Source organism: Falsiroseomonas ponticola, assembly GCF_016805305.1.
Lineage (GTDB): Bacteria > Pseudomonadota > Alphaproteobacteria > Acetobacterales > Acetobacteraceae > Falsiroseomonas > Falsiroseomonas ponticola.
This window is the reverse complement of sequence record NZ_JAERQN010000003.1, coordinates 128,983-152,020: the sequence shown is the minus strand read 5'-3', so window position 1 is coordinate 152,020 and position 23,038 is coordinate 128,983. Positions and strand designations below refer to the sequence as shown.

Below are 23,038 nucleotides of genomic sequence, written 5' to 3'. Positions count from 1 at the left end.
CCTATCGGTAGAGGTCGGCGCGGGTGGCGGGCAGGCCGGCGGGGCCGCGGGCGCGGCGCGTCGCCAGCGTCTGGAAGATGCCGACCGTGCCGCGTTCGAAGGCCAGCGCGCAGCCCGCGAGGTAGAGCAGCCAGAGATCGGTCTTGGCCGCGCCCACCTCCGCGATGGCGGCGTCGCGGTTGGAATGGAGGTTTTCCGTCCAGGCGCGGCAGGTGCGGCCGTAATGCTCCCGCAGGCCCTCCACGTCATGGATCTCGAAGCCGTTGCGCTCCATGGCGTCATGCGTGCCGCCGAGGTGGTCCAGCTCCCCGCCCGGGAAGATGTACTTTACCAATGCCTCGAATTCGGGGCGCTTCTTGCGGAACTCCTTCTCGTTCTTCTTCATCGGCCGGGCGATGGCGTGGTGGAGGTAGGCGCCGCGCGGCCGGAGGCGTTCCTTCACGCCCTTGAAGTAGCCCTCCCGATTGTCGAGGCCCACGGCCTCGTACATGCCGATGGAGGAAACCTTGTCGAAGGGGGGCGTGTCCAGCTCGCGGAAATCCTTGAGGAGGATGGTGACGCGGTCCTGGAGGCCGAGGCGCTTCACCTTCTCGACGGCATAGGCGTATTGCTCCTCGGCCAGGGTCACGCCGGTGGCGTGCACGCCCCAATGCGTGGCCGCATGGATCACCATGCCGCCCCAGCCGCAGCCGATATCGAGCAGGCGTTCCCCGGCCTGGAGGCGGAGCTTGCGGCAGACCAGGTCGAGCTTGGCGAATTGCGCCTCCGCCAGCGTGGTCTCGGGCGTCGGCCAATAGGCGCAGGTATAGACCATCTCTGGGTCGAGGAAGAGCGCGTAGAAGGCGTTGGAGAGGTCGTAGTGGAAATGCATCAGGGCCTTGTCGTCGCGCCCCTTGCCGTATTCCGCGGCATCGCCCGGGCCGCGCCAGCCATGGTCCGTCGCCTTGGGGCCAGAGCCGAACAGGAAGGGCAGCAGGGCGCGGGCGGCCAGGCCCTTGTCCACCTTCTTCAGCAGCCCCCGCCGCCCGCCTTCCGCCCGCGCGGCGAGGTCGAGCAGCGTGCCGCCCTCGATCCCGATGGCGCCGGTGGCGAAACCCTCGATCAGCGTGCCGAGCTTCGGGCGGCGGACCAGCCGCGTCAGCACCGCGGGGTCGCGGATGGCGATGGCCAGGTCGTCCCGCGCCGCCGGCCCCAGCTTCACCGTCGATCCATCCCAGAGCCGCAGCACCAGGTCGGCCTGCAGCATCCCGCCGATATGCTCGGCCAGGCGGCGGATGCCCTCGGCGCGGCGATCAGTCGGGGTCTCGGGCATGGCAGGGATCCTCTCGCGGGACGGCATCGGCCCAGGGCTGGTCGGCGGGCAGGTCGAGCCGCCGGTCGCTGACGACATAGAGCCGTTCGGTGGTGGTGTCCGCGCCGGGGGTGCCGACGCGTTCGCCACGCCCGTTATGGATGCCAAGCCGCGTGCCCGCATAGCGGCGATGCGGGATTTCCAGCACGCGGAGGAAGCCCCGCGCCGCCAGCATCCGCTCCAGCTCCGCGCGCTGGAGGAAACCCTCCGCGCCGAAGGAGACGACGAGGGTGCGGGCGCGCAGCGCGCCGACCAGGCGGGCGAAGGCCGGGCCGATCGCGCGGCGGTTGTTGAAGGCGCTGCGCCGGGTGCGGCATTCCACGCGCTTGGCGGCGCGGCCATAGACCTCCGGCCGGTCCCAGCGCACCAGCGTCTCCCACAGATGGTAGTTGGAGAGATAGGCGTGCTGGTCGTAGGGCGGGTCGAGATAGGCGACGTCGCAATCGATGCTGCCGGCCAGGTCCAGCGCATCCTCCGCCAGCGCCAGGCAGGGGCCGGCGGCCGGGCGGGGCAGCAGCTCCGGCAGGCGGAGCTCGAGCGGCTTGAGCGCGCGGGGCGCCCATTCCCGCATGAAGGCCATCTGGTGGCCGGCCGTGCTGTCCACCCGGTCCGCGGCCTGGAGCAGCGCGGCCAGCAGCACGGCGCGCAGCTCGGGCTCGGGGTCCAGGCGCTCGATCGCTTCGCGCACCGCCTCCAGCCGGGCGGCATTGGCGGGGTGCAGGTAGCGCGCGGTCTCCGCATAGGTGCGCGTGAACCAGCCGGGCGCGGGCGGCAGGTGGGCCAGCTTGGCCAGGATGCTGCGGGCCGGGACGGACCAGCGCTCCGCATCCGCCTGCACGGTGCCGAGCGCCAGGGCATGCGCGAAGGCGAGGTGGTCATTCGCCACCACGCGCCAGCCCGCGGCCTTCAGCGCATGGGCGACGCGGGCGGAACCGGAGAAGAGGTCCGCGACCACCGCGCCCTCCCCGGCCGCGGCGCCGACGGCGCGCAACACCTGCCCGAGCAGGGCGCGCTTGGAGCCGAGATACTTGATCAGGTGCGGGTGGCTCGCAGGGGGGCGCCGCCCCCCTGCACCCCCCGCCAGGGTCCAGCCGGACCCTGGACCGGGGGCAATTGACGATGGTCCAGGGGGCTCTGCCCCCTGGCGGATGGGGTCTGGGGAAGGCAGCGCCTTCCCCAGGACGCCCGCATCATCAGCCCCTCAGATGTGCAGCGCGCGCCCATCCACGGCGAGGGCGGCTTCCTTCACCGCCTCGTTCAGCGTGGGATGGGCGTGGCAGGTGCGGGCGACATCCTCGGCGCTGGCGCCGAATTCCATCGCCACCGCGATCTCCGCGATCAGCGTGCCGGCATCGGGGCCGAGGATATGGGCGCCGAGCACGCGGTCCGTCTCCTTGTCCGCCAGGATCTTCACGAAGCCGTCCATGGAGGCCATGGCCCGGGCGCGGCCATTCGCGGTGAATGGGAATTTTCCTACTTTGTAGGCGACGCCTGCGGCCTTCAGCTCCTCTTCCGTCTTGCCGATGTTGGCGACTTCCGGCCAGGTGTAAACGACACCCGGGATGGCATCGTAGTTGATGTGGGGCTTCTGGCCGGCCAGCTGCTCGGCCAGGGCCACGCCCTCATCCTCCGCCTTGTGGGCCAGCATGGGGCCCACGATCACGTCGCCGATCGCCCAGATGCCGGGGACATTGGTGGCGAAATGGCCGTCCGTCTTCACCCGGCCGCGCTCATCCAGCGCCACGCCGGCCTCGGCCAGGCCGAGGCCTTCCACATGCGGGCGGCGGCCGATGGCCAGCAGCACGACATCGGCCTCCAGCGTCTCCGCCGCGCCGCCGCCGACCGGCTCGGTCGAGAGCGTGACGCCGGTATCGGTGACGGTGGCGCCCGTCACCTTGGTCTTCAGCTTGAACTTGATGCCCTGCTTGGCCAGCGTCCGTTCGAAGGCCTTGCCGATCTCGGCATCCATGCCCGGGACGATGCGGTCCAGGAACTCCACCACCGTTACCTGCGCGCCGAGGCGGCGCCAGACGCTGCCGAGCTCCAGCCCGATGACGCCGCCGCCGATGACGACGAGGTGGCCCGGCACCGTCTCCAGCTCCAAGGCGCCGGTGGAGGTGACGATGCGCTTCTCATCCACCGTCACGCCGGGCAGCGGCGTGCTTTCGGAGCCCGTGGCGATGACGATGTGCTTCGTGGCGTAGGTGGTGCCCTCCACCTCCACCTGGCCGGCCGCGACGATGCGGCCCGCGCCCTTCAGCCAGGTGACCTTGTTCTTCTTGAACAGGAATTCCACGCCCTTGACGTTGGCGCCGACGACATCGCCCTTGCGGGCCTGCATCCGCGCCAGGTCGAGCGAGACCTGGCCGACATTCACGCCATGCTCGGCCAGCTTGTGGGTCGCTTCCTCGAAATGCTCGGAGGATTGCAGCAGCGCCTTGGAGGGGATGCAGCCGACATTGAGGCAGGTGCCGCCCAGCGTCGCCCGCTTCTCGACGCAGGCGACCTTCATGCCGAGCTGCGCCGCGCGGATCGCGCAGACATAGCCGCCGGGGCCGGCGCCGATCACGATGACGTCGAAACTGTCTGCCATGGTTGGGTGGTCCTGATGCCTTGCCTTCTGCGGCGGGACCATACGCGCCGGGCGCCAGGGTTCAAGGCCGCCAATTGCGCAAGCGCGATCAAGCGGGGACGGGGCATGATGGCGGCATGCCGAAAGCCCGCACCCAGATCGACTACGGACGCCGCATCGCCCGCGCCATGGCGCTGATCGCCGGCGACCTGACCCGCCCGCCGAGCCTGGAGGCGATGGCGGAAGCCGCCGCCTTCAGCCCCTTCCACTTCCACCGCCTGTACCGGGAACTGACCGGGGAGACGCCGGCCGAGACGCTGGCGCGCGAACGCCTGTCCCGCGCCGCGGCGATGCTGGTGCGGGAGGGGCTGCCGGTGGCGGCCGTCGCGAAGCGCTGCGGCTATGGCAGCGCCGCCGCCTTCACCCGCGCCTTCCGCCAGGCCTATGGCACGCCGCCCGCCGCCTATCGCGATGCCGGCGGGATCGGGACGCCCCTGCCCCCACCCACCCCCGAGGAGCCCACCATGTTCGAGGTGACGATCCGCGAGGAGCCCGCGCTGCGCCTCGCCGCCCTGCCCCACCGGGGAAAATACGAGGCGATCGGCCCGGTCTATGACCGGCTGATGGCCTGGGCCGGCCCGCGCGGGCTGATCACGCCGGAGGCGCGGTTCATCGCGCTCTACCACGACGATCCGCAATCGGTGCCGGAGAAGGACCTGCGATCCGACGCCGGGATGACGGTGCCGCCCGGGGTGGAGGCGACCGAGGGCGTGCGGATCATCGAGCTGCCGCCCACCCGCGTCGCCGCGCTGGTCTTCAAGGGCCCCTATGCGGAGCTGGAGGGCGCCTATACCTGGCTCTACCGGGAATGGCTGCCGAACAGCGGGGAGGAGCCGGGCGACCAGCCGGCGCGGGAGGATTACCTGAACGACCCGCGCAGCCTGCCGCCAGCCGAATGGCTGACCGCGGTGCTGATCCCCCTGAAGGGTCAGACCGCGTAGATGCGGATCAGCACGGAATCGGGCCGGCGCTCCCCGTAGCCCAGGAAGAGGCTGCGGGTCAGCCAGAGATGCGGCGCGGCCGCGACCTCGAACACCGGCGTGGTGCGGAAATAGACGCGCTCCGGCGCCACCGGTTCGCCCCGAAGCAGGCGGGCCATGTCCTCCGGCGCCGCGTGGCGCAGGCCGCGATTCGTCACCTGGACCAGCGCGCCATCGGCCAGGCGCAGCGTGTAGCGGGCCTCGATCTCCGTCACGCCATCGGGGCGGATCAGCTGGAAGTCGGCGCCGCCGGGCAGGACCTCCCCCTGCAGCTCCGGCCCATCGATGGTGCCGCCGAGGATGGCGATGACGCGGCGTTCGCCATTCGGGCCGGCGCCGAGGCTGACCGGGGCGCCGACGCCGGCGCGGACCTCCGCCACGAAGCGCATCGCGGGCTGCGCGCTGTTTTCCATCTTCAAATCCTCCCTCGGGTCAGAGCATTATGCAGCATAATAATCCCAGGGAGTGACGACCATGAACGCCTCGCGCCGTTCCTTGCTGGCCGCGGCCGGCCTGATGATCCCCTTCGCCGCCCCCCATCGCGCGCCCCTGGCGGCCCTGCCGGAGCGGCCGGTCCGCCTGGTGCTGGGCTTCCCCGCCGGCAGCGGGCCGGATCTGGTGGGGCGGATGCTGGCGGACGGGCTGAAGGAAGCCTGGCCCGCGGGCGTGGTGGTGGACAACCGGCCGGGCGCGGCCGGCGCCATCGCGGCGCAGGAAGTGGCCCGCGCCGCGCCGGATGGCACCACGCTGCTGTTCGGGGAGGTCGGGCAGCTGGCCATGGCGCCCAGCACCTATGCCCGCCTGCCCTATGACCCCGCGCGGGACTTCGCGGCGGTGGCGGAGGTGGCGGCGATCGACTTCGCCTTCGTCGTGCCGGCGAGCCTGCCGGTGAATGACCTGGCCGGCTACATCGCCTGGGGCCGGGCGCGGCCGCAGGTCTTCATGGGCACCTTCGGCGCCGGCACGCCCGGGCATTTCGGCGCCGCCATGCTGGCGAACGAAGCGGGGCTGCGGCATGAGGCCGTGCATTTCCGCGCCACGGGCGATGCGATGACGGCGATCCTGGGCGGCGACGTGCAGGGCATGTTCGGCAGCCTGGCGCTGGTGGCCCCGCATGTGCAGGCCGGGCGGCTGAAGGCCCTGGCGGTCAGCGGGCCGGAACGGGCGGGGCTGCTGCCCGGCGTGCCGACGCTGGCGGAAAGCGGCTATCCGGGCCTGTCCTTCCATTCCTGGTTCGGCCTGGTGGCGCCGGCCGCGACGCCGGCCGCCACCGTGGCGTCGCTGGAAGCGGGCGTGCTGTCCGCCATGGCGGCGGCCCCGCTGCGGGCGCGGATGGCGGAAGCCGGCTTCCGCCCGGCCGGGCGGGGGCGGGAGGCCTTCGCCACCCTGATGCGGGACGAGACGCGGCGCTGGGCGGAGGTGGTGCGCGCCACCGGCTTCCGCGCCATCGAATAGCGGCCACTCCGCGGTCCTGACGCAGGGCATCGGTCCACGGCGCCCCGTGGGCCGGTGGCGCCTCAGCGCAGCAGCGCCCCCGCCAGCAGGCCGATGCCGAAGACGCCCGCCGCGGGGGAGATCATCGGCCAGAGGCGGGGGGGCGTGAAGGCGCCGGCGAAGGCGAAGACCGCGCCCGCCAGGTAGGCCGCCGCCCCCTGCCCCACGCTGACGCGCGCCATCACCACCAGCGGGCCAAGCCCCGCCAGCACGCCGCAGACCGTGGCCAGCAGCCGCCAGGCGCGGTCCGAGCGCGGATCCATGCGCAGCAGCTGCGCCGAGCGGGCGCGGTATTCGAGCGCGGCGGCCAGGGCGAGGAAGGCGAAGGCGAGAATCAGCATCGGCAGGGCTCGGGCAGGGCCCGCGCATCATGCGCAGCCGGCAGGGGCCGCGATAGCAACGCCCGGTTGTTTCACGCGATGGGATTCCCCGCGCGCATCGCGGCGCGGATCATGAGGAAGGCCCAGGCGGGGGCGGCGAGCAGCAGCAGCGCCGCCGGCGGGCTGAGATCGGCGCCACCCAGCAAATCCGCGACCACCAGGGGCCAGGCCGGCAGGAAGGGCAGCGCGGCCAGCACCGCCAGGCCGAAGGGCCAGCGCCGCGCCAGCAGCCACCCCAGCGGCGGCAGCGCGGCGACCAGCGCGGGCAAGGGCAGCAGCACCGCGAAGGGGCTGCGCAGGATGAAGCCGAGATCGCCGGGATCGAGCGACTGCAGGAAGGGGATGGCGAGCCAGGCGGGGCTCAGGCCCAACCCCAAAAAGGCGGGCACGAAAAAGGGCCGGCGGTTCCGCTGCGGATGCAACGGCGCCACCGGCCCTGCCCAGGCGACGAGGATCAGAGATCCAGCATCAGGCGGCGCGGATCCTCGATGCTTTCCTTCACGCGGACCAGGAAGCTGACGGCTTCCTTGCCGTCCACGATCCGGTGGTCGTAGCTCAGCGCGATGTACATCATCGGGCGGATCTCGATCTTGCCGCCGACGACCATCGGGCGGTCCTGGATCTTGTGCATGCCGAGGATGCCGGACTGCGGCGGGTTCAGGATCGGCGTGGACATCAGAGAGCCGTAGATGCCGCCATTGGTGATGGTGAAGCTGCCGCCCGTCAGCTCCTCCAGCTTCAGCGCGCCGTCACGCGCCTTCTTGCCATAGGCGCCGATCGTCTTCTCGATCTGCGCGAAGGACATCTGGTCCGCATCCCGCACCACCGGGACCACGAGGCCCGAGGGGCCGCCGACGGCGATGCCCATGTGCACGAAGTGCTTGTAGACGATCTCGTCGCCATCGATCTCGGCGTTGACCGCCGGGAATTCCTTCAGCGCGGCGACGCAGGCCTTCACGAAGAAGGACATGAAGCCGAGCTTCACGCCGTGCTTCTTCTCGAAGACGTCCTTGTATTCGGCACGCAGCGCCATCGCGGCACCCATGTCCACCTCGTTGAAGGTGGTGAGCATGGCCGCCGTGTTCTGCGCTTCCTTCAGGCGCCGCGCGATGGTCTGGCGCAGGCGCGTCATCTTCACGCGCTCCTCGCCCTGTTCCGGGGCGCGCGGCGCCTTCGGGGCGGCGGCCGGGGCCGGCGCGGCGGCGGGCTTGGAGAGGAAGGCGAGGACATCGCCCTTGGTCACGCGGCCATCCTTGCCGGAGGCTTCCGTGATGGCGCCGGGGGCGACGTTGTTCTCCGCCATCAGCTTGGAGGCGGCGGGGCCGGGCGGCAGCGTGGAGGCGGCGGCGACGGCGGGGGCGGGCGCGGGCGTCGGCACCGGGCCGGGGGCGGGCTTCGGCGCTTCCGCCTGCGGGGCGGCGGGCTTCGGCGCGGCGGCGGCGCCACCGGCGCTGATCACGCCGAGCACGGCGCCGGGGCCGACCTCGGCACCCTCGGCCGCGTCGATGCGTTCCAGCACGCCGGCGGCGGCGGCATTGACCTCGACCGTGACCTTGTCGGTTTCGAGCTCGACCAGCGGCTCATCCGCCGCCACGGCCTCTCCCACCTTCTTCATCCAGCGCGCGATGGTCGCGCTGGAAACGCTCTCCCCGAGCGGGGGCACCACGATATCGGTCATCTGTCCTGCCTTCTGCCTGGTGCGCGCTCAGCCGAGGCCGAGCGCGTCGCGCACCAGGGCTTCCTGCTGCTGCTGGTGAACCTTGGCGAGACCCGTCGCGGGGCTCGCGGCCTCGATGCGGCCGGCATAGGCGGGCCGCTTCGCCTTGATCTCCACTTCCCGGAGCACGCCTTCGATCTTGCGGTCGAGGAAGGTCCAGGCGCCCATGTTCTCGGGCTCCTCCTGGCACCAGACCACCTGCGCGTTGACATAGGGCGCGAGGGTCTTGGCCAGGCTGGTGCGCGGGAAGGGGTAGAGCTGTTCGAGGCGGATGATCGCCACGTCCTTGACGCCCTTGTCCCGGCGTTCCTGCAGCAGGTCGTAATAGACCTTGCCGGTGCAGAGCACGACGCGCTTGACCTGTTCCGGCGGCGCGATCGCGTCGATCTCCGGGATCACGTACTGGAAGCCGCTGCCGGGGGCGAAATCGGCCAGGCTGCTGACGGCCAGCTTGTGGCGCAGCAGGGACTTCGGCGTCATCAGCACCAGCGGCTTGCGGTAGTTGGCCTTCAGCTGGCGGCGCAGCGCGTGGAAGTAGTTGGCGGGCGTCGTCAGGTTGCCGACGCGCATGTTCCGCTCCGCGCAGAGCTGCAGGTAGCGTTCCAGGCGGGCGGAGGAGTGTTCCGGCCCCTGCCCCTCATAGCCATGCGGCAGCAGCATCACGAGGCCCGACATGCGGAGCCACTTGGTCTCCGCGCTGGCGATGAACTGGTCGATGATGACCTGCGCGCCATTGGCGAAGTCGCCGAACTGCGCTTCCCACAGCACCAGCGTGCGCGGATCCGCCAGGCTGTAGCCGTATTCGAAGCCCAGCACGCCGAATTCGGAGAGCAGGCTGTTGAAGGCCTCGAACTTCGGCTGGCCGGCGCGGATGTTGTTGAGCGGGACGTATTCGGTCTGCGTCTTCTGGTCGATCAGGTAGGCGTGGCGGTGGCTGAAGGTGCCGCGCTGCACATCCTCACCGGACAGGCGCACGCGATGGCCTTCCAGCAGCAGCGTGCCGAAGGCGAGCGCCTCGCCCGTTGCCCAGTCGATGCCCTCGCCCGTCTCGATGGCCTGCTTCTTGGCTTCGAGCTGGCGCATGATCTTGGGGTTGGCGCCGAAATCGGACGGCACCCGGGCCAGCGCCGCGCCCACCTCCCGCAGCGTGTCGAGGCCGACCGCCGTCTCGTGCAGGCGCTCCACTTCCTCGCCAACCGTCACGGCCTTGAGGCCGGACCAGTGGCCTTCCAGCCAATCGGCCTTGTTCGGCTTGAAGCTCTGCGCGGCCTGGAAGGCATCCTCCAGCGTCGCGTTGAAGGCATCCAGCATCGCCTTGGACTGGTCGGCGGGGATGCTGCCCTCGGCGGCCAGCTTCTCCGCGTAGAGCGTCCGCGTCGTGCGCATTTCCTTGATGCGGTTGTACATCAGGGGCTGCGTGAAGGCCGGCTCATCCGTCTCGTTGTGGCCATGGCGGCGGTAGCAGACGATGTCGAGCACGAAGTCGGCGCCGAACTGCATGCGGAACTCGGCCGCCATGCGGGCGCAGAAGACCACCGCTTCCGGATCGTCACCATTCACATGCAGGATCGGCACCTGGATGCTCTTGGCCACGTCGGTGCAGTAGAGGCCGGAGTAGGCATGCGCCGCGACGGTGGTGAAGCCGATCTGGTTGTTGGTCACGACATGGATCGTGCCGCCGGTGCGGTAGCCGATGAGCTGGCTCATCGCCAGCGTCTCATAGACCACGCCCTGGCCGGCGAAGGCGGCGTCGCCATGCAGCGTGATGCCCATGACGCTGCGGCGCGTCTTGGTGTCGCCCGCCATGTCCTGCCGGGCGCGCACCTTGCCGATGACGACGGGATCGACGGCCTCGAGGTGGGAGGGGTTGGGCTGGAGCGAGAGGTGCACCATCCGGCCGGCGATCTCGACATCGGTCGAGGTGCCGAGGTGGTACTTCACGTCGCCGGAGCCCTGCACGTCCTCGGGATGGGCGGAGACGCCCTTGAACTCCGAGAAGACGGCCGAGTAGGGCTTCTTCACGACGTTCACGAGGACGTTGAGGCGGCCGCGATGGGCCATGCCGATCGCGATCTCGTTCACGCCGCCGGCGGCCGCGGTCTCGATGATCGCCTGGATGGCGGGGATGGTGCTCTCGCCGCCCTCAAGCCCGAAGCGCTTGGTGGTGGCGTATTTCTTCGCGCAGAAGGCCTCGAAGCCCTCGGCCTCGATCAGGTCCTGCAGGATCTCCTTCTTCGCATTGGCGTCGAAGGCCTTGAGCCAGGGGGCGCCTTCGATCCGGCGCTGGATCCAGGATTTCTGCTCGGGGTCCTGGATGTGCATGAACTCGACGCCGATCGAGCCGCAATAGCTGGCGCGGCAGATCGCCAGGATTTCCCGGAGAGTCGCGTATTCCTTGCCGAGCACGAAATCCAGGAAGATCGGCCGGTCCATGTCGGCTTCGGTGAAGCCGTAGGTCGCGGGCGTCAGTTCCGGGTGGGGCTTCGGCACCTGCAGGCCGAGCGGGTCGAGCTTGGCTTCGAGGTGGCCGCGGACGCGGTAGCTGCGGATCAGCATCAGGGCGCGGATGCTGTCCAGCACCGCGCGCTGGGCGGCGGCCTTGTCCACCTGGGGGGCGCCGGCGGGGGCGGCGGCGGCCGGGGCGGGCTTCTCGCCCTTCTTCGGCGCCGGCGGCGGCTCCGGGTCCGGGCCGAAGGCGCCGCGGAGGCGGGGCGCCCAGGAGGCGCCGGTCGCATCCGTCAGCACCGCGCGGGCCTCGTCATTCAGCGCCGCGAACAATTCGGCGAAGGAGGCATCCACGCTGTCGGGTTTCTCCGCCCAGCGGGCGTAGAGGTCGGCGAGGTAGGCGGCATTCGCGCCTGACATCGCACTCGCGAGGATATCCACTCCGGCCATCTTCTTCTCCGTCGCGCCCGGTGCCCTTCCTGGGTCCAGGCGTCGCAGTTTCCTCACCCGGGCGGAACTCCGCCCGGCGGGCATTCCTCAACCCGGGGGAAGTCCCCCGGCAGGCGTCGCGCCATCATAGGCCCACCGCCCCCATGGCGGCAGACCCCCATCCATATGGTGATCTGCGCCCGGAACGGTGACTGGTATGTTACTTCCGCAGGGCCTTCACCATGGTGGAGCCCAGCGCCGAGGGGCTGTCCGCCACATGGATGCCGGCTTCCTTCATGGCCGCCATCTTGGCTTCCGCCGTGTCCTTGCCGCCGGAGATCACCGCGCCGGCATGGCCCATGCGGCGCCCCGGGGGGGCCGTGGCGCCGGCGATGAAGCCGACGACGGGCTTGTTGGGCTTGCCCGGGCCGAAATTGTGTTCCTTCAGGTATTCGGCGCCGATGACCTCGGACTGGCCGCCGATCTCGCCGATCATGATGATCGACTGGGTCTCGTCGTCCTTCAGGAACATCTCCAGCACATCGATGAAGTCCATGCCCTTCACCGGGTCGCCGCCGATGCCGACGCAGGTGGACTGGCCGAGGCCGGCCGCCGTGGTCTGGGCCACCGCCTCATAGGTCAGGGTGCCGGAGCGCGACACGATGCCGACGGAGCCGCGGCGGTGGATATGGCCCGGCATGATGCCGATCTTGCAGGCATCCGGCGTGATCACGCCCGGGCAGTTCGGGCCGACCAGCCTGGACTTGGAGCCATCGAGCGCGCGCTTCACCTTCACCATGTCGAGCACCGGGATGCCCTCCGTGATGCAGATGATGAGCGGCAGCTCGGCGTCGATCGCCTCCAGGATCGCATCCGCCGCGAAGGGGGCGGGGACGTAGATCACGCTGGCATTGGCGCCGGTCGCGGCCACGCATTCCTGCACGGTGTTGAACACCGGCAGGTTCAGCTCGGGGTGCATCGTGCCGCCCTTGCCGGGGGTCGTGCCGCCGACATAGGTGGAGCCGTAGGCAATGCCCTGCGAGGCATGGAACGTCCCCTGGGCGCCGGTGAAGCCCTGGGTCATGACGCGGGTGCTGGCGTCGATCAGAACGGCCATGGATCAGGCCCCCTTCTTCACGGCGGCCACGACCTTCTGGGCGGCGTCGGCCAGGTTGTCGGCGGCGATGATCGCCAGCCCGCTCTCGGCCAGGATCTTCTTGCCGAGGTCCACATTGGTGCCTTCGAGGCGCACGACCAGCGGCACCTGGAGGGAGAGGTTCTTGGAGGCCTCGACGATGCCGGTCGCGATCATGTCGCACTTGGCGATGCCGCCGAAGATGTTCACCAGGATCGCCTTGACGTTGGCGTCGGAGGTGATGATCCGGAACGCCTCCGTCACGCGCGCCGCATTCGCGGTGCCGCCGACATCGAGGAAGTTCGCGGGGCTGCTGCCGTAGAGCTTGATGATGTCCATGGTGGCCATCGCCAGGCCGGCGCCGTTCACCATGCAGCCGATCTCGCCGTCGAGGGCCACGTAGTTCAGGTCGTTCTTGACCGCGTCGAGTTCCTTCGGGTCCATCTCCGTGTCGTCACGGAGCGCCTCGAGGTCCTTGTGGCGGAACAGCGCGCTGTCGTCGAAGGAGACCTTGGCGTCCAGCGCCACGATGTCGCCCTTGCCGGTCACGACCAGCGGGTTGATCTCGACGATCGCGCAGTCGAGTTCGAGGAAGGCGCCGTAGAGGCTGGTGACGAACTTGCTGAAGCTGCCGACCTGCTTGCCTTCCAGGCCGAGCGCGAAGGCGAGCTTGCGGGTGTGGAAGCCGGAGATGCCGGAAGCCGGGTCCACCGCGACCTTCAGGATCTTCTCGGGGTGGTTCGCGGCCACCTCCTCGATCTCCATGCCGCCTTCGGTCGAGGCCATGATGGTCACGCGGGACGTCTCGCGGTCCACCAGCAGGCCCAGATAGAGCTCCCGCTTGATGTCGCAGCCATCCTCGACATAGACGCGGGAGACAAGCTTGCCCTGCTCACCGGTCTGCTTGGTGACGAGCACCTTGCCGATCATCGCATCGGCCGCCGCCTTCACGTCGTCCAGCGACTTGACGACGCGGACGCCGCCCTTGCCGTTGGGGTCGTTGGCGAAGCGGCCGGCGCCGCGGCCGCCGGCATGGATCTGCGACTTCACGACATAGACGGGGCCGGGCAGCTTCTTCGCCCCTTCCACCGCCTCATCCGCCGTCCAGGCGACATGGCCGTCGAGCACGGCGACGCCGTAGCGGCGCAGCAGCTCCTTGGCCTGGTACTCGTGGATATTCATCCGGTCAGCTCCCGGCAGGGGTTTCGGCAGGAAAGGGCCGGGGGTTACGTGCCCCCGGCCGGCATTCTGGCGTGATCAGACGCCGAGCTTCTTGAAGTCCTCGATCAGCTTCTTCACGGCGTCGCAGGACTTGTCGAAGGCGGCCTTCTCCTCGGCGGTGAACTGCACCTCGAGGATCCGCTCCACGCCCTTCTCGCCGATCACGACGGGGACGCCGACGTAGAAATCCTTCTGGCCGTATTCGCCGTTCAGCAGCACGGCGCAGGGCAGCACGCGCTTCTTGTCCAGCAGGTAGCTTTCCGCCATCGCGATGGCGGAGGCCGCCGGGGCGTAGAAGGCGGAGCCCTTCTCCAGCAGCTTCACGATCTCGCCGCCGCCATTGGCGGTGCGGGCCACGATCGCGTCGATCTTCTCCTGCGTCGTCCAGCCCATCTTCACGAGGTCGGGGACCGGCACGCCGGCGACGGTGGAGTAGCGGGTCAGCGGCACCATCGTGTCGCCATGGCCGCCGAGGACGAAGGCGGTCACGTCCTCGACGCTGACGTTGAATTCCTGGGCGAGGAAGAGGCGGAAGCGGGCGCTGTCCAGCACGCCGGCCATGCCGACGACCTTCTCCGGCGGCAGGCCGGACTTCTGCTGCAGCACCCACACCATGACGTCGAGCGGGTTGGTGATGCAGATGACGAAGGCGTTGGGGGCGTAGGTCTTGATGCCCTCCGCCACCTGGCCGATGACGCCGGCATTCTTGGTCAGCAGGTCGTCGCGCGTCATGCCCGGCATGCGGGGGAAGCCGGCGGTGACGATGACGACATCGGCGCCCGCGATGGCGCTGTAGTCGCCCGTGCCGGACATGGCGCTGTCGAAGCCATCGACGGGGCCGGACTGCATGATGTCCAGCGCCTTGCCGGCGGCGACGCCCGGGAAGACGTCGAACATCACGACGTCGCCGAGTTCCTTCAGGCCGATCAGGTGGGCGAGCGTGCCCCCGATGTTGCCGGCGCCGATGAGCGCAATCTTCTTGCGGGCCATGAAGCGGTCCTCGACCTTGACTTGATGTGTTGCCGGGGGCCGGTGGCGCGGATTCCCCGGGGCGCGGGGCCAACCGCAGGCGGACCCGCGAAAAAGCAGGCTCGCCGGCCGCTTGACGCGCCCGCGCCGTTACCTACTCCCGCAGTGCAGCGCGGGCAAGGCGGCCTCTGGGCGCCAAACCGGCCTCCGCGGCGCGTGAAAGGGGGTCCTGGAACGCAAAACGGCCCGCCTGGGGGGCGGGCCGCCACGCGCGGGGAGGGCCGGACCCTCAGATCGGCATGCAGCGGACGACGTTCTCATGCCCGCGCGCCAGGGTGGCGAAGGTGCCGGCGGGGCAATCGGTCTGGGCGTAGTCCACAGCCGGCAGGCCCGCCTGCCAGCCCGCGACGCCGCTGCGCCCCCCGCAGACGGTGCGGCCGTTGCGGCGCGTGCAGCTGGCGGCGGCTTCGCGGGAGACGGTGGCGGCGGAGGCGCCGCGGACGACGATGCCGGTGCGCTGCGTGCGCACATCGCCGGCGCGCGCCGCCTGCTGCGGGCGCGCGGCGGGGCGGGCAGCCTGCGCCGGGCGGGCGGTGGTCGCGCTGCTGCGCGGGGCGGTGGCGGCGGGGCGGGTGGTGGGCGCCTTGGCGCCGGCCTGCGGCCTGCTCGCCTGGGTCCTGGGTTCTTCACGCCGGGCGGCATCGGCCGCCTGCGGGGCCACGAGGACGAGCGAGAACAGGGCGAGCAGGACCAGCCGCATGCGTAGAATATCCCCCGATTGCGTCGCCAGGCCGCGCGGCTTCGATGCCCCGTCAACCCAACGCGGGTCCCCCTTGGACCCGAAGCCACTTCCCGCGCCCAATAGAAAGACGCGGCCGGGGCCTGTCAACGCATTATGTCCGTATGTTTCACGGGACTTCGGCTACTGCAGGTGGGCAAGCCCCAGCCAGTCCTGGCTCTGCATCTCGTTCAGGCGGGACGCCGTGCGGGCGAACATCGCGGCATTGTCGCCCTGTTCGTAGAGCCGGTCGGGCACGGCTTCCGCGCTGGCGACGAGCTTCACGCGATGTTCGTAGAGCGCGTCCACCAGCGTGATGAAGCGGCGCGCGCGGTCGAAATTCTCCGGCCCGAGCCGCGGGATGCCGTCCAGCAGCACGGTGTGGTAATGCGTCGCGACCGCCAGGTAGTCGGCGGGGCCGAGCGGCTTGCCGCAGAGCGACTCGAAGTCGAATCGCGCGACCCCGCGCGCGGCCTGCGGCACCTCCAGGCTCCGGCCCAGCAGCGTCAGGCGTTCGGGCGCGCCATGCTTCTCCCCGGTCAGTTCCGCGAAGGCGGTGTCCAGCGCCTGTTCGGCGCGATGGTCCACGGGGACATGCCAGGTCGGCATGGCGCGGATGCGGTCGCGCCGGTAGTCGCGCGCGGCTTCCAGCGTCAGCACCTCCAGCCGCCGGGAGATCAGGGCGATGAAGGGCAGGAAGGCGTCGCGGCCGGGGCGGCCCTTGAACAGGTCCACCGGCGCGGTGTTCGACGTGGCCACCACCACCGTGCCGCGGGCGAACAGGGCCTGGAACAGCCGGCCGAGGATCATCGCATCGGCGATGTCATGCACCTGGAATTCGTCGAAGCAGAGGAGTGCGGCTTCCGCCGTGATGCTGTCGGCCAGCGGCGGGATGGGGTCGGAGGTATCCCCATGCTGCTTCTTCCAGGCATGGATGCGCTGGTGGGCATCCTGCATGAACTGGTGGAAGTGGATGCGGCGCTTGCGGGGGACCTCCGCACAGTCGAAGAACAGGTCCATCAGCATGGACTTCCCGCGCCCGACCTCGCCCACCAGGTAGAGGCCCATCGGCGTGCCGGCCGGCGCTTCCTCCGCCGCCACGGGCTTGCGGCGCATGAAGCGGGCGAAGAAGCCGCCCTGCTCCGGCTCCTCCGGATGCGGGTCATAGCCGCGGGTGCGGCGCCAGAGGTCCTGCAGCACCTCCGCCGCGCGGGCCTGGGCGGGGTCGGCGGCAAGGGCGCCGGCGGCGATCCGGGCGCGGTAGGCGGGCAGCGGGCCTTCCCCCGTCCCGGGGGTGATCTTCGCATCCATGGGGCGGGACTAACCCGCGCCTCGGCATCGGGCAACCGGGCGCCGGCGCCTTGGCCGCGGTTGACGGGGGGGCGCGCCGCCCGCAGCCTGCCGCGCCATGCCCGCGCCCACCGCCACGCTGTTCTACGCCAAGGATGGATACGACACCTCCCGCCCCCGGCTGATGGGGCGGCATGCGGCCGGGGAGGGGTTCCTGCGCGGCATGGTGCGGCATGCCGGCTTCGACCGGCTGGTGGCGCTGGTTCCCCGCCCGGCGGATGCGGAGGCCTTCCAGGCGCAGGCCCGGGCGCTCGGCGCCACCATGGCGCTGGAAGCGGTGCCGGAGGTGGAGCTGCACCGGGTGGCGGAGACGGGCTGCCTGATGCTGCCGGGGCCGGAGATGGCGGGCTTCGGCTGGCGCCGGCAGCGCATCGGCGCCACGCAGTTCTCCCTCGTCGGCATCACCCATACCACCGCCTCCCACGGCGCGATGGACAGCATCGCGGACCTGCTGACGGGGCCGCTCCGGCCCTGGGACGCGCTGATCTGCACCTCCGCCGCCGTGCGGGCCTCGGTCGCGCGGCTGCTGGAGGCGGAGGCCGCCTGGCTGGCGGAGCGGCTGGGCGCGACGCGCTTCGCCCCCCCTGCCCTGCCCGTCATCCCGCTCGGCGTCGATGTGCCGGCGCTGGCGCGGGACGAGGCGGCGCGGGCGGCCTGGCGGCAGCGGCTGGGGGTCGGGCCGCTGGACGTCGTGGTGCTGCATCACGGGCGGCTGTCCTTCCATGCCAAGGCGCATCCGCTGCCGATGTTCCTGGGCCTGGGCCGCGCGGCCGCGGCGGCGCCGGCGGGGGCGCGGGTGCACCTGCTGCTGTCGGGCTGGTTCGCGGACGAGGTGCAGCGCGGCGCCTTCCAGGCCATGGCGCAGGCGCTGTGCCCGATGCTGGCGATCCACCATGTGGATGGGCGCAAGGCGGAGGTGCGGCGGGAGATCTGGTCCGCGGCCGATGCCTTCACCCTGCTGTCCGACAACATCCAGGAGACCTTCGGCCTGGCACCGGTGGAGGCGATGGCGGCGGGGCTGCCGGTGGTGGCGACCGATTGGGACGGGTTGCGGGACACGGTGGAGCACGGCGTCACGGGCTTCCGCGCGGCAACCCTGATGGCCGGGCCCATGGGCGACCTGGCGGCGCGGCACGAAGCCGCGCTCGACAGCTACGACAGCTATATCGGCGGCGCCGCGCAGTTCACGGCGGTGGCGGTGGGGGAGGCGGAGGCCGCCTTCCGCGCGCTGATCGCCGATGCCGGGCTGCGCGCGCGGATGGGGGAGGCCGGGCGGCGGCGGGCGGCGGCGCTGTTCGACTGGTCCGCCGTGATCGGCCAGTACCGGGCGCTGTGGGCGGAGCTGGCGGCGGTCCGCGCCGCGGCGGCGCCGGCGCGGGGCGAGTCGCCGCGCCGGCCGGACCCGGCGCTGCTGTTCGCGGACTACCCGACGCGGCTGCTCGGCGCCGGGACGCGGCTGCGCCTGGCGCCGGGCATCGCGGATGCGGCGGCGGCGGTGGCGCGGCTGACGGCGCTGGCCGCCATCCCGGGCGTCGCGCCGCGGCGGGACCTGCTGCCGTCGGAGGACAGTTTCCGCACGGCGCTGGCGGTGCTGGAAGCGGGGCCAGCGCCGGTGGCGGCGCTGGCGGCCACGCTGCCCCCGCCGCGCGCGGCGCGGCTGGCGCGGGCGCTGGCCTGGCTGGTGAAGATCGACGTGCTGCGACTGGCGGAGGATGAGGCGTGAGGGCACCGCGTGGCGTGATCTTCGACTGCGACGGCACGCTGGTGGACAGCGAACCCCTGGCCGCCCTGGTCTTCGCGGAGGCGCTGGCGGCGGAGGGGCTGGACATCACGCCGGAAGCCGCGCTGGCGGCCTTCCGGGGCCGGCGCTTCGCGCTTTGCGTGCAGATGGCGGAGGCGATGCTGGGCCGCGCCCTGCCGGCGGATTTCGAGCCCGTGTTGCGGGAGCGCACGGCGCAGGCCTTCCGGGAGAGGCTGCGGGTGATCGAGGGCGCGGCGGCGCTGCTGGAAGGGCTGCACCTGCCCTTCTGCGTCGCCTCCAACGCGCCGCGCGCCAAGACGGAGCTGAGCCTGACGCTGACGGGGCTGCGCCACTTCGTGGGCGAGCGCATCTTCAGCGCCTATGATGTCGGGTCCTGGAAGCCCGATCCGGGACTGTTCCTGCATGCCGCCGGGGCGATCGGGATCGACCCGGCCGATTGCCTGGTGGTGGAGGATAGCGAGGCGGGGGTGATGGCGGGCATCGCCGCGGGGATGCGGGTGGTGGCGCTGCTGCCGGAGGGCCGGCCGGACTGGCTGCCGGCGGGGGTGCCGGCGCTGGACGGGCTGGCTGCGGTGCGGGCGCATCTGTAGCGGCCCAGCGACAATACAACCACACGTTGCAATCAACGTGATAATGCTCGCGGCGCCACCGAGAGGACGCCGCCATGATCCCCTGGGACTCCGCCTTGCCCGGCCTCGTCATCGATCCGCGCCGGGTGGACATCGAGACCTATGTCGCCATCCCGACGACGCCCACGAGGCGCGCGGACTTCATCTGGGCCACGCGGACGGCGCTGCACCGCATCGCGTCGAAGCCGATCGGGCGCGACCTGCTCGGGCTGATCAGCAAGCGCTGCGTCGGCATCGGCGCCCAGGGTCCGATGACCTGCCGCATCATGCTGGGGGAGGACACGGTGCTGGCCCAGAACGGCATCCCGACCCCGCAGCAATACGCGCAAGGGGCGGTCCAGAACACCTACGCGGCGCCCAGCCTCGACATCAACGACCCTTATAAGGTGAAGGAGGCGCAGACGGCACGGATGTTCCGGCGCAGCAAGCCGATCGAGCACCTGCCGATGTGGGTGTCGGGCGGCGGCTTCTCCACCTTCGTCTGCTGGAACCCCTTCATCGACTACGACCTCGGCAGCGTCGTGAAGCTGGGCGTGCCGACGCCGGGCTTCCTCGCCCTGGCGCATGAGCTGGTGCATGCGCTGCACATGCTCAGCGGCGACAAGGTGAAAGATGAAGATCCGTGGCAGCGGATGCTGCTGGAGGAGGCACGGACGATCGGGTGCGGCCGGTTCGCGGGGGCCCGCATCTCGGAGAACGCGATGCGCCGCGAACACGGGATCAAGGAGCGCGCCTTCTACGCCACGCCGGGGGATTGCGACGCCGCCAACCTCGGCTGACCGGGGCGGTGCAATCGACGCGTGTCATCCTGCGTAACGACTCACGCCGCCGGGGATCATCCCCTTCCGATGGCGCAAGTTGTCCGTATATTGCATGCCATGAGCGACGGCACGCGACCGGGAAGTGCTGCGGGGATCGATGGTCAGGCGGCGCTGCCGCCCCGGCCCCGCTACGCGGCCCTCGGCCTCGCGGATGCCGCCCGGTTGCCGCTGCGCGGCCGGATGGCGCTGCTGGTCCTGGCCGGGGCGCTGCCGCTGCTGGCGCTGAACCTCGGCAGCATCCATGCGGATTACCGGCACGAACGCGACCGCGCCGGGCGGCAGGCGCTGGACCTGGCGCGCGGCCTGGCGCTGGCGGTGGAGGGGGAGCTGCGGACCCGCATCGCGTCGCTGGAGGTGCTGGCGCTGTCCCGCGCGGCGCGGCGCGGGGACCTGGTGGATCTGCGCGCCATGGCGGAGGCGGTGGTCGCGCAGCATTCGCCGGATGCGGCCATCCTGCTGGTGGCGGAGGATGGGCAGCAATGGCTGAACACCGGGCTGCCGGCCGATGCGCCCCTGCCGCGGCGCGGGACGCTCGACAACCAGCGGCGCGTCTTCGCCACGGGGCGCGCGCGGGTCTCCGACCTCTATGAGGGTTACGCGGCCGGGCGGCTGGTGGTGGCGATCGACGTGCCGGTGCGGGATGCGGCGGGGCGGGTCCGGGCGGTGCTGGCCATGAACCCCTCCCTCGGCACCTTCGACGAGGTGCTGCGGCGCCAGCACCAGGGCAATGGCTGGATCATCACGCTGCTGGACCGCGGCGGGCGCCGGATCGCCCGCGCGCCGGAGATGGAGCAGCTGCGCGGCGCACCGATGCCGCGGGACTTCATGCCCGCCTGGGCGATGGGCGGGGATGGCATCGTCACCACCACCACGCCGGAAGGGCGGGCGCTGCTGGCGGCGCATGCGCGGCTGCCGGGTTCGGGCTGGGGGGTGGTGGTCGCGGTGCCGATGGCGGAGCTGACGCGGCCGGCCTGGCGGTCCGCGCTGACCTCCACTGGCCTGGGGCTGGCGCTGCTGCTGGTCGGGCTGGGGCTGGCGCATCGCGTCTCGCTCAGCGTCACGCGGCCGATCGCGGCGCTGCGCCGCCTGGCCGCGGCGCCGGATGGGGACCAGGGGCGGCTGGCGCAGCCGACCGGGCTGGCGGAGACGGATGAGGTGGCGGCGGCGCTGCGGGAGGAGGCGCGGCGGCGCATCGATGCCACGGCCGGGCTGAAGGACAGCGAAAGGCGGCTGCGGCTGGTGGTGGCGGAGCTGAATCACCGCGCCAAGAACGCGCTGGCGACGGTGCAGGCCCTGGCGCTGCAGACCGCGCGGGGGGAGGCGGGGTCCGACCCCGCGCGCTTCGCCAGCGAATTCGGCGCCAGGCTGCAGACCCTGTCCCGCGCGCATGACCTGCTGACGGCGATGAGCTGGGAGCCGGCGGCGCTGCAGGCCGTGGTGCGGGCGGGCCTGGCGCCGTGGCTGGACCCGCCGGACCCGCGCCTGTCCTTCCACTGCGCCTGCGCGCCCATGCCGCCCCCGGCTTCGCCGGGCCAGGCGCAGGCCATCGTGCTGGCGCTGCATGAGCTGGCGACGAATGCGGTGAAGCATGGGGCGCTGTCGGCCCCCGACGGGCGCGTGGCCGTGACCTGCTGGGCGGAGGAGGACGGCGAGGTGGGCATGATCACCTGGCAGGAAAGCGGCGGCCCGCCGGTGCCGGGGCCGCCGGCGCGGCGGGGCTTCGGCACCCGCCTGCTGGAACGCGCGCTGGCGCGGGACCTGGGCCCGGGCGCGCAGGTGACGCTGGCCTTCGAACCCGGCGGCGTGCGGGCGACGATGCGCTTCCTGCCCCGGCGGAACGCGGCGGCGGCGGAGGCGATGGCGGCGGCGTGCTGACCGCCGCGGTCAGCCGCGCCGGCGGAAGCGCTCCACCGCGCTGACCAGCGCCGTGCGCACGCCGGGCTCCAGCGCGGAATGGCCGGCATCGGGGATGATGGTCAGCCGCGCGCGTGGCCAGGCGGCGGCAAGGTCGAAGGCCGTGTCGCAGGGGCAGACCATGTCGTAGCGGCCCTGCACGATCTCCGCCGGGATATGGGCGATGCGGTCCATGCCGCCCAGCAGCCCGCCGGGCGGCAGGAAGAGGTCATGCTTGAAGTAATGCGCCTCGATCCGCGCCAGGCCGAGGGCGGTGCGGTCCTGCGCGAAGCTCGCCACCGTCTCCGGGCTCGGCAGCAGGGTGGAGCAGGAGCCTTCGTAGAGGCTCCAGGCGCGGGCGGCGGGCTGGTGGACCAGCGGCTCCGGGTCGCAGAGGCGCTTGAGGTAGGCGGTGAGCAGGTCGCCGCGCTCGGCCGGGGGGATGTGCTCGGCGAAGGCGTTCCAGGCATCGGGGAAGACGCGGCGGAGCCCGTAGAGGAACCACTCCACCTCCGACGGCCGGCCGAGGAAGACGCCGCGCAGCACGCAGCCCGTGACGCGGTCCGGATGCGCCTGGGCATAGGCCAGGGCCAGCGTGCTGCCCCAGGATCCGCCGAAGAGCAGCCAGCGCTCGATGCCGAGGAAGCGGCGCAGCGCCTCGATATCCGCGACTAGGTGGGGGGTCGTGTTCTCCCGCAGCTCGCCGAGGGGGCGGGACCGGCCTGCGCCGCGCTGGTCGAAGATCACGACACGGAAATGGGCGGGGTCGAAGAAGCGGCGATGGATGGCGCCCGCCCCGGCGCCGGGGCCGCCATGCAGGAACAGCACGGGCTGGCCGCGGGGATTGCCCACCTGTTCCCAGTACATGACGTGGCCCGCGGAGAGCGGCAGCAGGCCGGTCTCATAGGGAGCGATGTCGGGGAACAGGTCGCCGCGCGGCATGAACGCCCTTTAAGGGCCCGGGGGTGGCGGAGTCCATGGGTCCGTTGCGGGTGCGGCGGCGGATTTATGCCTTTTCGCCCTTCGCCCCGGGCCGGATCGTGCCTAGGTTG

Annotated in this window: 20 protein-coding genes; 6 read left to right on the top strand and 14 right to left on the bottom strand. The window is 71.5% G+C overall.

All coding sequences use genetic code 11. The features are described from left to right. Nucleotide 1 precedes the first annotated feature (1 nt). The 3 genes from JJI54_RS11215 to lpdA all read right to left on the bottom strand — a co-directional run bounded on the left by JJI54_RS11215 (nt 2) and on the right by lpdA (nt 3,944). Nucleotides 2-1,312, bottom strand: coding sequence for an SAM-dependent methyltransferase (locus JJI54_RS11215; protein WP_203073075.1), 1,311 nt, complete (start codon nt 1,310-1,312; stop codon nt 2-4). After that, nucleotides 1,293-2,384, bottom strand: coding sequence for a DNA adenine methylase (locus JJI54_RS11210; protein WP_318987500.1), 1,092 nt, complete (start codon nt 2,382-2,384; stop codon nt 1,293-1,295). The genes JJI54_RS11215 and JJI54_RS11210 overlap by 20 nt, the downstream gene beginning before the upstream one ends. A 168-nt stretch (nt 2,385-2,552) precedes the next feature. Next, a complete protein-coding gene (gene lpdA / locus JJI54_RS11205; protein ID WP_203073073.1) occupies nt 2,553-3,944 on the bottom strand; it encodes a dihydrolipoyl dehydrogenase in 1,392 nt (463 codons plus the stop codon). Between the two features lie 116 nt (nt 3,945-4,060). On the opposite strand from lpdA, the gene JJI54_RS11200 reads away from it, so the two are divergent. Beyond that, entirely contained in the window at nt 4,061-4,924 is an 864-nt protein-coding gene (locus tag JJI54_RS11200; RefSeq protein ID WP_203073072.1) for an AraC family transcriptional regulator, read from the top strand. On the opposite strand, the gene JJI54_RS11195 is transcribed toward JJI54_RS11200, so the two are convergent. Next, complete coding sequence (locus JJI54_RS11195; protein ID WP_203073071.1) at nt 4,912-5,376, bottom strand: DUF3237 domain-containing protein; 465 nt, start codon at nt 5,374-5,376, stop codon at nt 4,912-4,914. The genes JJI54_RS11200 and JJI54_RS11195 overlap by 13 nt on opposite strands. A gap of 61 nt (nt 5,377-5,437) precedes the next feature. Here JJI54_RS11195 and JJI54_RS11190 point away from each other — a divergent pair, with 61 nt between their 5' ends. Next, on the top strand, nt 5,438-6,418 hold the full coding sequence (locus JJI54_RS11190) for a Bug family tripartite tricarboxylate transporter substrate binding protein (RefSeq protein WP_203073070.1): 981 nt from the start codon (nt 5,438-5,440) through the stop codon (nt 6,416-6,418). A gap of 62 nt (nt 6,419-6,480) precedes the next feature. Here JJI54_RS11190 and JJI54_RS11185 read toward each other — a convergent pair whose 3' ends face one another. The 9 genes from JJI54_RS11185 to zapE form a co-directional block, all read right to left on the bottom strand. Continuing rightward, nucleotides 6,481-6,798 (bottom strand): hypothetical protein, encoded by a 318-nt coding sequence (locus tag JJI54_RS11185; RefSeq protein ID WP_203073069.1) that lies wholly within the window; start codon nt 6,796-6,798, stop codon nt 6,481-6,483. A gap of 71 nt (nt 6,799-6,869) precedes the next feature. Then, nucleotides 6,870-7,226 (bottom strand): hypothetical protein, encoded by a 357-nt coding sequence (locus JJI54_RS11180; RefSeq protein WP_203073068.1) that lies wholly within the window; start codon nt 7,224-7,226, stop codon nt 6,870-6,872. Between the two features lie 65 nt (nt 7,227-7,291). After that, nucleotides 7,292-8,515 (bottom strand): 2-oxoglutarate dehydrogenase complex dihydrolipoyllysine-residue succinyltransferase, encoded by a 1,224-nt coding sequence (gene odhB / locus JJI54_RS11175; protein ID WP_203073067.1) that lies wholly within the window; start codon nt 8,513-8,515, stop codon nt 7,292-7,294. A gap of 27 nt (nt 8,516-8,542) precedes the next feature. Next, a complete protein-coding gene (locus JJI54_RS11170; protein ID WP_203073066.1) occupies nt 8,543-11,449 on the bottom strand; it encodes a 2-oxoglutarate dehydrogenase E1 component in 2,907 nt (968 codons plus the stop codon). Between the two features lie 199 nt (nt 11,450-11,648). After that, a complete protein-coding gene (gene sucD / locus JJI54_RS11165; protein ID WP_203073065.1) occupies nt 11,649-12,545 on the bottom strand; it encodes a succinate--CoA ligase subunit alpha in 897 nt (298 codons plus the stop codon). Nucleotides 12,546-12,548: 3 nt separating this feature from the next. Next, nucleotides 12,549-13,745, bottom strand: a complete 1,197-nt coding sequence (gene sucC, locus JJI54_RS11160; RefSeq protein ID WP_203073064.1) for an ADP-forming succinate--CoA ligase subunit beta — start codon at nt 13,743-13,745, stop codon at nt 12,549-12,551. A 75-nt stretch (nt 13,746-13,820) separates the two neighbouring features. Next, nucleotides 13,821-14,774: a malate dehydrogenase gene (gene mdh, locus JJI54_RS11155; protein ID WP_203073063.1), complete on the bottom strand. Its 954-nt coding sequence runs from the start codon at nt 14,772-14,774 to the stop codon at nt 13,821-13,823. A gap of 268 nt (nt 14,775-15,042) precedes the next feature. Next, complete coding sequence (locus tag JJI54_RS11150) at nt 15,043-15,513, bottom strand: hypothetical protein (RefSeq protein WP_203073062.1); 471 nt, start codon at nt 15,511-15,513, stop codon at nt 15,043-15,045. 162 nt (nt 15,514-15,675) lie between these two features. Continuing rightward, on the bottom strand, nt 15,676-16,842 hold the full coding sequence (zapE, locus tag JJI54_RS11145) for a cell division protein ZapE (protein ID WP_203073061.1): 1,167 nt from the start codon (nt 16,840-16,842) through the stop codon (nt 15,676-15,678). A 97-nt stretch (nt 16,843-16,939) separates the two neighbouring features. Between zapE and JJI54_RS11140 the strand changes: the two genes are divergently transcribed. The 4 genes from JJI54_RS11140 to JJI54_RS32650 all read left to right on the top strand — a co-directional run bounded on the left by JJI54_RS11140 (nt 16,940) and on the right by JJI54_RS32650 (nt 21,968). Then, entirely contained in the window at nt 16,940-18,604 is a 1,665-nt protein-coding gene (locus JJI54_RS11140; protein WP_203073060.1) for a glycosyltransferase family 4 protein, read from the top strand. Next, a complete protein-coding gene (locus JJI54_RS11135) occupies nt 18,601-19,233 on the top strand; it encodes an HAD family hydrolase (protein WP_203073059.1) in 633 nt (210 codons plus the stop codon). Before JJI54_RS11140 ends, JJI54_RS11135 begins: the two co-directional genes overlap by 4 nt. Nucleotides 19,234-19,307: 74 nt before the next feature. Beyond that, on the top strand, nt 19,308-20,051 hold the full coding sequence (locus JJI54_RS11130) for a M91 family zinc metallopeptidase (RefSeq protein WP_203073058.1): 744 nt from the start codon (nt 19,308-19,310) through the stop codon (nt 20,049-20,051). A 99-nt stretch (nt 20,052-20,150) separates the two neighbouring features. Continuing rightward, nucleotides 20,151-21,968 (top strand): sensor histidine kinase, encoded by a 1,818-nt coding sequence (locus JJI54_RS32650; RefSeq protein WP_203073057.1) that lies wholly within the window; start codon nt 20,151-20,153, stop codon nt 21,966-21,968. Between the two features lie 9 nt (nt 21,969-21,977). On the opposite strand, the gene pip is transcribed toward JJI54_RS32650, so the two are convergent. Next, nucleotides 21,978-22,928 (bottom strand): prolyl aminopeptidase, encoded by a 951-nt coding sequence (gene pip / locus JJI54_RS11120; RefSeq protein WP_203073056.1) that lies wholly within the window; start codon nt 22,926-22,928, stop codon nt 21,978-21,980. Nucleotides 22,929-23,038 lie beyond the last annotated feature (110 nt).

What these genes read in the sequence shown, in the direction of transcription:
- JJI54_RS11215 (WP_203073075.1), bottom strand. Translation starts at nt 1,312, where the DNA reads ATGCCCGAGACCCCGACTGATCGCCGCGCCGAGGGCATCCGCCGCCTG.
- lpdA (WP_203073073.1), bottom strand. Translation starts at nt 3,944, where the DNA reads ATGGCAGACAGTTTCGACGTCATCGTGATCGGCGCCGGCCCCGGCGGC.
- JJI54_RS11200 (WP_203073072.1), top strand. Translation starts at nt 4,061, where the DNA reads ATGCCGAAAGCCCGCACCCAGATCGACTACGGACGCCGCATCGCCCGC.
- JJI54_RS11195 (WP_203073071.1), bottom strand. Translation starts at nt 5,376, where the DNA reads ATGGAAAACAGCGCGCAGCCCGCGATGCGCTTCGTGGCGGAGGTCCGC.
- JJI54_RS11190 (WP_203073070.1), top strand. Translation starts at nt 5,438, where the DNA reads ATGAACGCCTCGCGCCGTTCCTTGCTGGCCGCGGCCGGCCTGATGATC.
- JJI54_RS11185 (WP_203073069.1), bottom strand. Translation starts at nt 6,798, where the DNA reads ATGCTGATTCTCGCCTTCGCCTTCCTCGCCCTGGCCGCCGCGCTCGAA.
- odhB (WP_203073067.1), bottom strand. Translation starts at nt 8,515, where the DNA reads ATGACCGATATCGTGGTGCCCCCGCTCGGGGAGAGCGTTTCCAGCGCG.
- JJI54_RS11170 (WP_203073066.1), bottom strand. Translation starts at nt 11,449, where the DNA reads ATGGCCGGAGTGGATATCCTCGCGAGTGCGATGTCAGGCGCGAATGCC.
- sucD (WP_203073065.1), bottom strand. Translation starts at nt 12,545, where the DNA reads ATGGCCGTTCTGATCGACGCCAGCACCCGCGTCATGACCCAGGGCTTC.
- sucC (WP_203073064.1), bottom strand. Translation starts at nt 13,745, where the DNA reads ATGAATATCCACGAGTACCAGGCCAAGGAGCTGCTGCGCCGCTACGGC.
- mdh (WP_203073063.1), bottom strand. Translation starts at nt 14,774, where the DNA reads ATGGCCCGCAAGAAGATTGCGCTCATCGGCGCCGGCAACATCGGGGGC.
- JJI54_RS11150 (WP_203073062.1), bottom strand. Translation starts at nt 15,513, where the DNA reads ATGCGGCTGGTCCTGCTCGCCCTGTTCTCGCTCGTCCTCGTGGCCCCG.
- zapE (WP_203073061.1), bottom strand. Translation starts at nt 16,842, where the DNA reads ATGGATGCGAAGATCACCCCCGGGACGGGGGAAGGCCCGCTGCCCGCC.
- JJI54_RS11140 (WP_203073060.1), top strand. Translation starts at nt 16,940, where the DNA reads ATGCCCGCGCCCACCGCCACGCTGTTCTACGCCAAGGATGGATACGAC.
- JJI54_RS11130 (WP_203073058.1), top strand. Translation starts at nt 19,308, where the DNA reads ATGATCCCCTGGGACTCCGCCTTGCCCGGCCTCGTCATCGATCCGCGC.
- JJI54_RS32650 (WP_203073057.1), top strand. Translation starts at nt 20,151, where the DNA reads ATGAGCGACGGCACGCGACCGGGAAGTGCTGCGGGGATCGATGGTCAG.
- pip (WP_203073056.1), bottom strand. Translation starts at nt 22,928, where the DNA reads ATGCCGCGCGGCGACCTGTTCCCCGACATCGCTCCCTATGAGACCGGC.